At 61.7% G+C, this 12,264-nt stretch carries 10 protein-coding genes; 5 read left to right on the plus strand and 5 right to left on the minus strand.

Going from position 1 to position 12,264, the window contains the following annotated elements; translation table 11 throughout:
- Window positions 1-3: 3 nt before the first annotated feature.
- From ppx to BN1123_RS03805, 3 genes are all read right to left on the minus strand, one after another.
- Window positions 4-1,494, minus strand: coding sequence for an exopolyphosphatase (ppx, locus tag BN1123_RS03795; RefSeq protein ID WP_042025448.1), 1,491 nt, complete (start codon window positions 1,492-1,494; stop codon window positions 4-6).
- On the minus strand, window positions 1,484-3,553 hold the full coding sequence (gene ppk1 / locus BN1123_RS03800) for a polyphosphate kinase 1 (protein ID WP_026456854.1): 2,070 nt from the start codon (window positions 3,551-3,553) through the stop codon (window positions 1,484-1,486). Before ppk1 ends, ppx begins: the two co-directional genes overlap by 11 nt.
- Before the next feature lie 72 nt (window positions 3,554-3,625).
- Window positions 3,626-4,138 (minus strand): glycine cleavage system transcriptional repressor, encoded by a 513-nt coding sequence (locus tag BN1123_RS03805; RefSeq protein WP_042025450.1) that lies wholly within the window; start codon window positions 4,136-4,138, stop codon window positions 3,626-3,628.
- A gap of 235 nt (window positions 4,139-4,373) precedes the next feature.
- On the opposite strand from BN1123_RS03805, the gene BN1123_RS03810 reads away from it, so the two are divergent.
- The 5 genes from BN1123_RS03810 to BN1123_RS03830 all read left to right on the plus strand — a co-directional run bounded on the left by BN1123_RS03810 (window position 4,374) and on the right by BN1123_RS03830 (window position 10,267).
- Window positions 4,374-5,243 carry a DUF2726 domain-containing protein gene (locus BN1123_RS03810; RefSeq protein ID WP_042025451.1) on the plus strand — a complete coding sequence of 290 codons (870 nt, stop codon included), beginning with the start codon at window positions 4,374-4,376 and terminating at the stop codon, window positions 5,241-5,243.
- Window positions 5,244-5,485: 242 nt separating this feature from the next.
- Window positions 5,486-6,907 carry a sigma-54 dependent transcriptional regulator gene (locus BN1123_RS03815; protein ID WP_042025452.1) on the plus strand — a complete coding sequence of 474 codons (1,422 nt, stop codon included), beginning with the start codon at window positions 5,486-5,488 and terminating at the stop codon, window positions 6,905-6,907.
- Window positions 6,908-7,013: 106 nt separating this feature from the next.
- Entirely contained in the window at window positions 7,014-8,048 is a 1,035-nt protein-coding gene (locus tag BN1123_RS03820; RefSeq protein WP_042025453.1) for a sensor histidine kinase, read from the plus strand.
- Entirely contained in the window at window positions 8,045-9,385 is a 1,341-nt protein-coding gene (locus BN1123_RS03825; RefSeq protein ID WP_042025454.1) for a sigma-54-dependent transcriptional regulator, read from the plus strand. Before BN1123_RS03820 ends, BN1123_RS03825 begins: the two co-directional genes overlap by 4 nt.
- 120 nt (window positions 9,386-9,505) lie before the next feature.
- Window positions 9,506-10,267 (plus strand): Nif3-like dinuclear metal center hexameric protein, encoded by a 762-nt coding sequence (locus BN1123_RS03830; protein ID WP_026457901.1) that lies wholly within the window; start codon window positions 9,506-9,508, stop codon window positions 10,265-10,267.
- 241 nt (window positions 10,268-10,508) lie between these two features.
- On the opposite strand, the gene purN is transcribed toward BN1123_RS03830, so the two are convergent.
- Entirely contained in the window at window positions 10,509-11,147 is a 639-nt protein-coding gene (purN, locus tag BN1123_RS03835) for a phosphoribosylglycinamide formyltransferase (RefSeq protein WP_042025455.1), read from the minus strand.
- Window positions 11,144-12,181: a phosphoribosylformylglycinamidine cyclo-ligase gene (gene purM, locus BN1123_RS03840; protein WP_042025456.1), complete on the minus strand. Its 1,038-nt coding sequence runs from the start codon at window positions 12,179-12,181 to the stop codon at window positions 11,144-11,146. Before purM ends, purN begins: the two co-directional genes overlap by 4 nt.
- Window positions 12,182-12,264 lie beyond the last annotated feature (83 nt).

Genomic DNA, 12,264 nt, shown 5'->3' on the forward strand with positions numbered 1-12,264 from the left:
TTGTCAGGTGAGGTGAAACAGCAGGGGCCAACCCTGCTCCTGGCAGTAGCGCTGCTCTTTCTCGAGGTTCTGCATCAGGAGCCGGTTCTCCTCGCACCAGCTGGCGGGCAGGTTGACCACCAGTTGATCGCCGGCCGCCTGCACGTGCAGCTCGGGCAGCAGGTCATCCTGGCGCTTGTGATGGGCCGCCACGGCGAGGCGCAGGATGCGGATGCAGCGCAGCACCGTCTGCTCGTCGTGGTTGGGCAGGGCGGGTAGCTCGGCGAGCTTGAGCCCCTTGCGCTGGAAGCGTACCAGGGCCGCCAGCAGGGCCTGATCGTCCTGGTTGAAGCCGGGCAGGTCGGTATGCTGCAGGATATAGGCGGAGTGGCGGTGAATGCCGCTGTAGTTGATGGCAAGGCCAATCTCGTGCAGCCGCGCCGCCCAGCCGAGGATGGCGCGATAGGGTTCGGTCGGCATCAGCCAGGGCACTTGCAAGGCATCGAACAGGGCCAAGACACTCTGCTCGACCCGGGCCGCCTGCCTCTTGTCCATCTTGTAATGCAGCCCGAGAGCCTGGGCGGTGCGCTCGCGAATGTCGTGGTGCTGCAGCCGTTCCTCGAATTCATAGAGCAAGCCTTCGCGCAGGGCGCCGTCGGAGTACTCCATCCGCTCGATGGGCAGGGAGGTAAAGAGCCCGAGCAGGATGGCCACCGCGGCGGCGAACACCTCCTGGCGCTCCTCCGAAAGACCGGTCAGTTTGAGATTGTCCACCCGCTTGCGTTCAATCATCTCGGCCTTGAGTCGCTCCAGCCCCGCCAGGGTGATACCGCCGTCGGTCCAGCCTTCCCCCTGCAGCACGTCCCGCACGGTGCGGATCGACCCCGAGCTGCCGAGGCAGCTCTGCCAGCCGAGCTTGCGGTACTGGTTGATGATGGGGGCGAGCTGGTGCTGGGCCTCCAGCACGGCGCTGGTGAAGGCCTTCTCGGTGAGCTTGCCGCCGGCAAAGAAGCTCTGGGTAAAGCTGACGCAACCCATCTTGCGGCTGGTGAGCGCCTTGTGTTCGAACCCCTCGCCAACGATGAGCTCGGTGCTGCCGCCACCGATGTCCACCACCAGCACCTGACCCCCGATGTGTTGGGTATGGGCGACTCCCTGATAGATGAGGCGCGCCTCCTCCTGACCGCTGATGATCTCGATGGGGTGGTTGAGCACCTTGGCCGCCTCGCTAACAAATTCGCGGGCGTTGCTGGCGCGGCGCAGGGTATAGGTGCCGGCGATGCGGATATGCTCCGGCCTGATGTTGGTGAGCCGCTCGGCAAACAGCGCCAGGCAGGCGAGGCCGCGGGCCATCGCCTCCGGGCTCATCCGCTTTTGTTCATCCATCCCTTCCGCCAGCCTCACCCGCTCCTTGATGCGATCGACGATGCGAAAGCGCCCCTCCGAGAGGTGGGCGATCACCATGTGAAAACTGTTGGAGCCGAGATCCACGGCGGCATACAGACTATTGTCCATTGTTGGCCTCGATACGTTTGAGGTAGTCGTAAATCGCGACCTGGGAGCGGATCTTGCGGCGGTTGCCCCGCTTCACGTATTCGTTCTTCTGGTCGGCATCGATGACCCGCGCCTTGCAGGTATCACTCAGTTGCAGCTCGAGAATGTCGAGGATGCGCTGCTTGAGCCGCTCGTCATAGATGGGGGTGCCCACCTCGATCCGCCCGTCGATGTTGCGGCTCATCCAGTCGGCGCTGGAGATGTAGAGCTGGGGATTGCCCTTGTTGTGAAACACCATCACCCTCGGGTGTTCGAGGAAGCGGTCGATGATGCTGATGACCCGGATGTTGTCGCTAAGACCCGGCACACCCGGGCGCAGGGCGCACATGCCGCGGATGATCATCTGGATGGGCACCCCGGCCTGGCTGGCGGCATAGAGCCGGTTGATGAGGTCTCTGTCCACCAGGTTGTTGATCTTGAGAGTGATGCCGCTGGGCTGGCCCGCCTTGGCATTGGCCAGCTCGTTGTCGATCATCCGGTAGAGCTGGCGGCGGCTGTTGATGGGGGAGACCAGCAGGTGGTTGAACTTGTAGCGCCGATAGGGGTATTCGATGTACTCGAACACGCTCTCCACCTCGGCGGTGATGTCCGGGTGGCGGGTCAGCAGGGAGAAGTCGGTGTAGATCTTGGCGGTCTTCTCGTTGAAGTTGCCGGTGCCGATGTGGGCATAGCGCACCGCTTCGCCATTTTCGTGGCGAGTGATGAGGCAGAGCTTGGAGTGGATCTTGAGGCTCGGTACCCCGAACACCACCTTGACTCCCGCATTGGTCAGGATATTGGCCCAGTCGATGTTGGCCGCCTCATCGAAACGGGCGCGCAGCTCCACCACTACCGTCACCTTCTTGCCGTTGTTGGCGGCATCGATAAGGGAGTGGATGATCCGTGACTTCTTGGCGACCCGGTAGATGTTGATGCGAATGGCACTGACCGCCGGATCGAACGCCGCCTGGCGCACCAGCTCGGTGAAGTGGTGGAACTTGTGGTACGGGTAGTAGAGCAGTATGTCCTGCCTGGTGATGGCGTCGAAGGCATTGACGAAACCGTCGAAGTCGCGGCACTCCAGGGCCGGCAGCTTGGGGTTTTCCAGATAGTCCCGCCCCACGTTGGGGAAGCCGATGAAATCCTTGAAGTTGTGATAGCGCCCGCCGGGCATGATGGCGTCGTAGGAGCTGATCTGCAGCTTGAGCTTCAGGAAACTGATCATGGCGGCCGGCATCTCACGCTCGTAGACGAAGCGTACCGGCATGGCGGTGAGGCGCTGCTTCAGGCCATCGCTCATCTTGTCCACCAGGCTCAAGTCCAGCTGATCCGAGAGGTCATACTCGGCATCTCGGGTCAGCTTGACCGCATAGGCGGCAATCTCGTCGTAATCGAAGAAGCCCTTGAAGATCTCGTCCAGACAGAAGCGGATGACGTTGTCCAGGATGATGATCTGCTTCTTGCGCCGGGTGCCCTCCGGCGGCAGCTGGAAGAAGCGGGGCAGATCGTCGGTGGGTACCTCCACCAGGGCGTACTGGATCACCTGGCCATTCTTCTTCATCTCGATGGCCAGATAGGTGTACTCGTCTTTCAGGAACTTGACCGGGTTGACCTCCTTGTTGAGCAGGATCGGGATGATGTGGCGCAACACCTTCTCCCGGAAAAAGACCCGCAGCCATTTCTGGATGTTCTCGGAGAGCTGGTTCTCGTTGACCAGGAAGATGTTGTGGCGGGCCAGGGCGATCAGCAGCTCCTTGTAGGTGTTGTCGAACGCCTCGCCAAGGGCCATCACCTTCTGCTGGATGGCCCGCAGCAACACCTTGGCTTCGTCATCGCCGCCGTGTACCTCGTTGATCAGGATGCGGCGCTTGACGTCAGATACCCGCACCTTGAAGAACTCGTCCTGGTTGGACGAGAAGATCCCGAGGAAGCGGACCCGCTCGATGAGGGGCACCGTCTTGTCCATCGCCTCTTGCAACACCCGTTCATTGAATGAGAGCCAGCTCAGCTCTTTCTCTTCATACAGCTTGTCGGTGCTCATCTTGTGCCTCTGTGTCGATCCGTTTTAGGGGCTGGTATGGCGTGAATATATGACAGTTCAATGACAAAAATATTACTCGCCAAACCCCTCGTCGATATCGACCACCAGATCGTCGGAGAGGGACTCCAGTGCGCCGATCAGGGTCTCCATTTCGAGCTCGTCTGGCAGGGCGACCAGCGCGTGGGCATAGAAGAGCGGGGCGCCGGAATGGGGTGCCGGTTCACAGCCGGTGGTGAGATCGGCCACGTTGATGTTGAGCTGGCGCAAGATGCTGGCCACCTCGTGGACAATACCAGGGCGATCGTTGCCGGTGACCGTCATCATCATCTGGTTGACTGGCTCTGCCGAGGGGGTTCCTTCGGCGAAGCTGATGGTGAGGCCTGGCAGCATGGCCAGCGCCTCGCACAGGCTGCGATAGTGCTCTTCGGGAACCGATACATGGAGGATGCCGGCAAACTGGCCCGCTAATTCACTCATGGCACTGCCCAGCCAGTTGCCCTGCTCGCGGCTGATGACGGCCGCCAGGCTTTCGACGATCCCGGGTTTGTCTGCACCGATCACGGTGACCACCAATTGCTTTTGCATCCTGCTCTCCTTGGAATGGTTTTTGGTCCGGACGGGATGTCGTCGCGAGTGCAACGTCATCTCAACCGACCCTAGCATTGTGCCTGCTGTGGCAGGCCATATGAAGCCCCGTCCGCAGGCAAAAGGACAAAAAGCGGGGCGTTTTGCTTATCCACCTCAATTGCCGGCTGCCTTGTGCCACGACGGCTGTGGTAGAGTGAGCGCCCTGTCGTGTCGTGAACTGGATCGCGTTTTCATGAATATCCTCATCCTTTCGGGTTTGCTGTTGCTGGCGCTGCTCGTGCTGGCGATCGTCTGGCGTCGGGGCCGGCGCCCGCAGCGTCTGCCCTATGAGCTGCAGGAGACCCTGCTAAACCCCGCCGAACGGGCCTTTCTCACCGTGTTGGAACAGGCGGCAGGGGAACAGGCCAGGGTCTTTGCCAAGGTGCCGGTGGCCGATGTGCTGGCGCCACAGGCCGCTCTTGGCAAGGGCAAATGGCAGCAGTACGCGGGCAAGATAGGGGGCAAGCATTTTGATTACCTGCTGTGCCATCCCGCCGATCTCTCTTTTGTCTGTGCCATCGAGCTAGATGACAGCGGCCCCCGTCACCAGAAGCGCAAGGTGCGTGACAGCTTCCTGAAGGCGGCCTGTGACGGCGCCGGTTTTCCCCTGCTGCAGATCCCCGCAGGCAGCCACTATCTGGTGGAAGATCTGCGCGAGCAGCTTCAGCCGCTGTTGACCAAGAGGCGTGAACCGCAGGCCGATGAGCTGCTGCCCGGGGAGCGGCGAGAACCTACCTTCAACCCGTTGTTGCTCGATGGGGTCGATGTGGAAGGCAAAGAGCACAAGCGGGCCGTCCCCCTGGCCGGGCTGCCGTCAACCGAACCCGAGTTGGCTGTCACCAGGACAACCGTCGTGTCCGAGCCAGCAGAAGAGGAGCTGGCCGCTCTGCTGTTCGAAGATCCGGAGGATGATGAGGAGCAAGACGCCCCCCACTGTCCTCGCTGCGATGCCCCGCTGGTGGAGCGGGAAGCCAAAAAAGGCCCTCATGCCGGCCGGCTATTTCTCGCCTGCAGTCGTTTTCCCGAGTGCCGTTACGCAGCTCCTCACCATTCCCGTCACTGAGCTTGTCGGGAGTGCCGACACGGCCCGCCTGGCGGGCCGTTTTCCCCGTTTCTGCTTGCGCAAAAAAATCGTTGGCAAAATTTATCTTCTCCCCTCTTTGTGTCGATACACTTACCCTGACTACGACAATTTTTGACAATGTGTCGGATTTTTGGCACTTTGTGTGCCGCAAAGGAACCGTCAACGAGCGTTTTATAATCAAATAAAACAATAAGTTAGCTATGTAATCGCGAGAGGTGGATATGGTGGAGATGGGCGTGTTGATTGTTGATGCCGATGAAGCACGGCGTCAGCAATTGGAAACAGTGCTCTCGTTCATGGGGATCCCGTGGCAGGATGTGGCCGAAGGGGACCTCGACGTTGCCATCGAATCCGCCGGCCCGCTGCAGGGGGTATTGGTGGGTGAGCTGACGGAGCGCCCCTTGCCCGAGCTGCTGGCGGCCTTTCCCCGCACACCGTTTCTCTCCCTGAACGATGCCGATCTCGACAACAGCAATTTCATCGGTGTGGCGCAGGCCCCCATCACTTACGAATCCCTCACTCGCCATCTGCATTTCTGTCAGGCGTTTGTCTCCCTGCATCCTCGCCAGCAGACCCACGACAAGGGTCAGGCTCTGCTGCGCCTGCTGGTGGGCAAGGGCAAGGGGATCCAGGAGGTGCGCCGCCTCATCGGTCAGGTGGCCGAGACCGATGCCAACGTGCTGATCCTGGGGGAATCCGGGACCGGTAAAGAGGTGGTGGCACGGGCCATCCACGAACTATCAACCCGCAGTGCCGGTCCCTTCGTGCCCATCAACTGTGGCGCCATTCCCGCCGAACTGCTCGAGAGCGAGCTGTTTGGCCACGAGAAGGGGGCCTTCACCGGTGCCATCGCCGCTCGCCGTGGTCGCTTCGAGCTGGCCCAGGGGGGCACCCTGTTTCTCGACGAGATCGGCGACATGCCGATGCCGATGCAGGTCAAGTTGCTGCGGGTATTGCAGGAGCGGATGTTCGACAGAGTCGGTGGCGGCAAGCCCATCCAGGCCGATGTGCGTGTCATCGCCGCGACTCACCGGGATCTGGAGGCGATGATCCGCACCCAGGATTTTCGCGAGGATCTCTATTACCGCCTCAACGTCTTCCCCATCGAGACGCCGCCGCTGCGGGATCGCTGTGATGACATTCCCCTGTTGCTGCAGGAGCTGCTCAACCGCCATGCGGAGCAGCACCAGGGCTTCATTCGCCTGACCCAGCGCGCCATGGAGTCCCTGATGCAGTACCCCTGGCCCGGCAATGTGCGCGAGCTCTCCAACCTGCTGGAGCGGCTGCTCATCCTCTATCCGCACCAGATCGTCGATGTGGCGGATTTGCCGAGCCGTTACCGCCTGCTGCCCTGCGAGCCACGGGACGAGCGGCTGACCGAGATGGACGAGCGCGATGCGCTGGCCGCCGTATTCCAGGATCCGCCGGAGCTGGATCACGCCTTCAGCTCGGCCCGCTCCATGCAATTGCCGGAGGAGGGAGTCAATCTCAAGGAGATGCTGGCCGACCTCGAGGTGGAGCTGATCCGCCAGGCCCTGGAGTCCCAGGAGGGGGTAGTGGCCCGCGCCGCCGACCTGCTCGGCATGCGTCGCACCACCCTGGTCGAGAAGATGAAAAAGTACGGGATGAGCAAGGAGGGCTGAGGGTCAATGCCTTGACGCCTGTCTTTAATTCTTTGTTTTAATTAATTTAATTTAGTGGCATGAAAATTGAATGAGCTGACCAAATTGCCAGTTTGAGGTCAGCTTTATGACAATCTTGCAGCAGGACATGCCACTCCAGTCCCACGAAGTGAGCCAGCTCTACGCCATCTTCACGGCACTCCCCACCGGGGTGTTGCTGCTCGATGGCGCCGGGGTGATCACCCGGGCCAATCCGGCCGCGCTCTCCCTGCTGGGGGAGCCACTGGAAGGGGAACTCTGGCGTCAGGTCATTGCCCGCTGCTTCGAGCCCCGGGAAGATGACGGCCACGAGATCTCCCTGCGTGATGGTCGCCGGGTCCAGCTCTCGACCCAGCCCCTGCCGGATCAGCCAGGCCAGCTGGTGTTCATCAACGATCTCACCGAGACCCGCAAGCTGCAGGATCGCGTCAACCACATGAAGCGGTTGTCGGCCCTTGGCAACATGGCGGCCTCACTGGCCCACCAGATCCGCACGCCGCTCTCCGCCGCCATGCTCTATGGCGCCAACCTGGCCAACCGTACCCTCAAGCCCGAGTCCCGCAGCCAGTTCCAGCAAAAGCTGATGGACAGGCTCAAGGATCTGGAAAAGCAGATCAACGACATCCTGCTGTTTGCCCGCAACGGCGACAATCAGGTGGTTACCCCCATCTCGGTGCAGGGGTTGATGGCCGAGGTGCAGGCGGGGGCCGAGGCCTTCTGCCTGCAGCAAGGATGCGAGCTGCACATACAGGCGCCGGAGCCCGATCTCTGCCTGCTGGCCAACAGCAACGCGCTGTCGGGAGCCATCAACAACCTGATCGCCAACGCCCAGCAGGCGGGGGCCGATTCGCTGCTGGTGAGTGCGGTGCGCAGTGGCTCCCGGGTTGAGATGCGCGTCATCGACAATGGCAAGGGGATCCCGAGTCATCAGCTCGGCCAGGTGTTCGAACCTTTCTTTACCACCCGCTCCCAGGGCACAGGCCTTGGACTGGCGGTGGTGCAATCCGTCGTACGTGCCCACCAGGGGGAGGTCAGCGTGGCCTCCGTGCCTGGTGAAGGCACCTGTTTTACTCTGTCGTTCCCCCTGCATCAGCAGTCGGTGCAGCTTGGAGGTGTAGCATGACACAGGCCAGGATCCTGGTAGTTGAAGATGACAATGGCCTGCGCGAGGCGCTGGTGGATACCCTGCTGCTCGGCGGCTACGAGTGCCGCGAGGTGGACAGCGGCGAGCGGGCCCTGCTTGCCCTCTCGCGCCAGAACTTTGACATGGTGATCTCCGATATCCAGATGGGGGGCATGGATGGCCTGACCCTGCTGGCCACCATTCGCCAGCAATATCCGCAGTTGCCGGTGCTCCTGATGACCGCCTACGCCAACATCGACGGCGCGGTGCGCGCCATGCGCGAGGGGGCCATCGACTACCTGGCCAAGCCCTTCTCGCCCGAGGTGCTGCTCAATCAGGTCAGCCGTTACGTGCCGGCCCAGAAAGTGGAAAAACGCGCAGTGGTCTACGGCGATCCCAAGACCGCCGAGTTGTTCCAGCTGGCGACCCGGGTGGCCAGAAGCGAGGCGACCGTGATGGTGACCGGCCCGAGCGGCACCGGCAAGGAGGTGCTGGCCCGCTACATTCACGACAACTCCAGCCGCGCCGAGCAGCCCTTCATCGCCATCAACTGTGCCGCCATTCCGGAAAACATGCTGGAGGCGACCCTGTTCGGTTACGAGAAGGGGGCCTTCACCGGCGCGGTGCAGGGGTGCCCGGGCAAGTTCGAGCAGGCCCAGGGAGGCACTTTGCTCCTTGACGAGATCACCGAGATGGATCTCGGGTTGCAGGCCAAGCTGCTGCGGGTACTGCAGGAGAAAGAGGTGGAGCGGCTCGGCAGCCGCAAGATGATCCCCCTCGATGTGCGGGTCATCGCCACCAGCAACCGGGATCTGAAAAAAGCGGTGCAGGATGGCCTGTTCCGTGAAGACCTTTACTACCGCCTCAACGTTTTTCCGCTGCGCTGGTTATCCCTGTGCGAGCGCCCCGGCGACATACTGCCGCTGGCGGAACACCTGCTGGCGCTGCATGCCAGCCAGCAGGGCTTGCCAACGCCACAACTGGAGGCCGACGCATGCGAGTGTCTGCTGGCCCACCCCTGGCCCGGCAATGTGCGCGAGCTCGACAACGTGGTGCAGCGTGCCCTCATCCTGAGCCCGGACGGCGTCATCGGTGAGGCGCATCTCATCCTGGAAGAGGTGGACGAGCAGGAGATGGGCGCCATGCCCGATCGCAGTTATGGCGGGGATCGCCTAGGCAGCGAGCTCAAACAGCAGGAGCACCAGATCATTCTCGACACTCTGCAGGACTGCAACGGCAGTCGCAAGGAGGTGGCCGACCGGCTCGGCATCAGCCCGCGTACCCTGCGCTACAAGCTGGCGCAGATGCGGGAGGCGGGGATCGACCTGCCTGCCTGAATGTAAGGGCTGTCATGGTCTTGCCGGCCCGGCTCGATTATCATGGGGCCCTTGGCGCTTTGAGCCTGGGCCCTGTTTTTATTGGTAAAACAGGGGCTCGAGCCTTAATAAGGGACCCTTATGATCTCTCATCGAAAACTCGAAACCGTACTCAATCATCTGCTCGAACCGCACGCCATCAAGGATTACTGTCCCAATGGCCTGCAGGTGGAGGGGCGTGAGCGCATTCGCAAGGTGGTAACCGGCGTCACCGCCAGCCAGGCCCTGATCGATGCGGCGGTGGCCGCCAACGCCGATGCCATCCTGGTCCATCACGGCTACTTCTGGAGCGGCGAGCCGGCCCAGATCACCGGCATGAAGCAGCGCCGCATCAAGACCCTGCTGACCCACGACATCAACCTGTTCGCCTATCACCTGCCGCTGGACGTGCATCCCGAGGTGGGCAACAACGCCCAGTTGGCCCAGTTGCTGGGCATCAAGGTGCGCCGCGGGCTGGAGCCCTGGAACAGCAAGAGCGTCGCCATGGTGGGCAAGCTGGAAGAGCCCATGAGCGGAGCCGATTTTGCCAGGCTCATCGCCGAGCGCCTTGGCCGCGAGCCACTCCATTGCGGTGACAGCGGCCCCGAGCTTATTCGCTCCGTGGCCTGGTGCACCGGCGGCGGCCAGAGCTACATCAATCTGGCGGCGGAGCAGGGCATTGATGCCTTCATCTCCGGCGAAGCGTCCGAGCAGACCATCCATACCGCCCGCGAGATGGGGATGCACTTCTACGCCGCCGGTCATCACGCCACCGAGCGTTACGGCGTCAAGGCGCTGGGGGAGTGGCTGGCCACCGTGCACGGGCTGGACGTGACCTTTATCGATATCGATAATCCGGTGTAAACCAGTCCACGATCTTGCTGCGAAGCCGTGATCAAGGCTCATGTGCTGCTCGCTTATGTGCAGCAAAGAGTGCTCACGTATGTCCATACGCTCCGGTTCCTGAGCGGCTTGTGACCTTGCTGACGGTTTCTCGCGACAGGTCGTGAACAGCTTTGAATTAATGCAGCCATTGTTCGGGTATGCAGAAATGACAAGGGAGGCCAAAGCCTCCCTTGTTGCGTTTTACTGCTGCAGTTAGCGGTTACTCGCAGGCATGTCCCGCCGGGCCGAGCCGTGTGCCATCCAGGAAGGCGGCGCCCTCCTGCATCCGCAACCTGCCCTGACAGAACCACTGCACCACCAGCGGGTAGATGCTGTGCTCCTGGGCCTGTACCCTTGCTGCCACTTCATCAGCCTCATCCCCCTCAAAGATGGGGACGTGGGCCTGCAGGATCACCGGGCCGCCGTCGAGTTCTTCGGTGACGAAGTGGACGCTGGCGCCGTGTTCGTTGTCACCGGCGTCGATGGCGCGCTGATGGGTATGCAGCCCCTGATACTTGGGCAGCAGGGAGGGATGGATGTTGATCATCTTCCCGGCGAAGTGACGCACCAGATCGGCACTCAGGATCCGCATAAACCCGGCCAGCACCACCAGATCGGGCTGATAGTCCTCCATCAGTGCCAGCAGGGCGGCGTCATACTCCGCCCGGTCGGCAAACTGCTGCTGGGCGAGGATGCTGGTGGCCACACCGGCTTCCCTGGCGCGCACCAGACCATAGGCATCGGCCTTGTTGCTAATGACGCCAACCACTTCCCCGGCAATCTTGCCAGCGGCGCAACTGTCGAGAATCGCCTGCAGGTTGCTGCCGCTGCCGGAGATAAGGACCAGGATCCGCATCATTGGATGATGACCTGCTCCTCGCCATCGGCCGCCTTGGCGATATGGCCGATGTGCCAGGCGTTCTCGCCTTCGGCCTTGAGCAGGGTCAGCGCTTTTTCAAGCTGATCTGCCGGCAGGGCGATGATCATGCCGACGCCGCAGTTGAAGGTGCGATACATCTCGTGACGGGTCACGTTGCCGGCCTCTTGCAGCCAGCTGAACACCGCCGGCCACTGCCAGCTCTGCTCGTCAATGACCGCCTTGGTGTTGGCTGGCAGAACGCGCGGGATGTTTTCCCAGAAGCCGCCGCCGGTGATGTGGGACAGAGCGTGGATCTCGCACTCCTTGATGAGCTTGAGCACCGATTTCACATAGATACGGGTCGGCTCCAGCAGGGCATTGGCCAGAGTGGTGTCACCCAGCGGCTGATGCACGTCGGCCTGGGAGACTTCCAGGATCTTGCGAATGAGGGAGAAGCCGTTGGAGTGGGGGCCGCTGGCGGCCAGGGCGATCAGGGCATCCCCTTCGCCGACCTTGCTGCCGTCGATGATTTCACTCTTCTCGACCACGCCGACGCAGAAACCGGCGATGTCGTAGTCATCCCCCTCATACATGCCCGGCATCTCGGCGGTTTCGCCGCCCACCAGGGCGCAGCCTGACTGCTCGCAACCTTCACCGATGCCGGTGACCACGGCGGCGGCGGTGTCCACATCCAGCTTGCCGGTGGCGTAGTAGTCGAGGAAGAACAGGGGCTCGGCACCCTGCACGATGAGATCGTTGACGCACATGGCCACCAGATCGATGCCCACGGTGTCGTGTTTTTTCAGATCGATGGCCAGGCGCAGCTTGGTGCCCACCCCATCAGTGCCGGAGACCAGCACCGGCTCCTTGTAGCCCGCAGGGATTTGACACAAGGCCCCAAAGCCGCCAAGACCACCAAGGACTTCAGGACGACGAGTGCGTTTGGACACGCCCTTGATACGTTCAACCAGTGCATTGCCGGCATCGATATCCACGCCAGCATCCTTGTAGCTCAGTGAGGTTTTGTCTGTCACGAGTATTCCCCGTCATGTGAAGAAGTGGAGGGTAAAATTCGGGGCGTATTCTAGCAGTGCGGGGGAAAAACCAGAAAGGAAAT

Source organism: Aeromonas enteropelogenes, assembly GCF_000819845.1.
GTDB lineage: Bacteria > Pseudomonadota > Gammaproteobacteria > Enterobacterales > Aeromonadaceae > Aeromonas > Aeromonas enteropelogenes.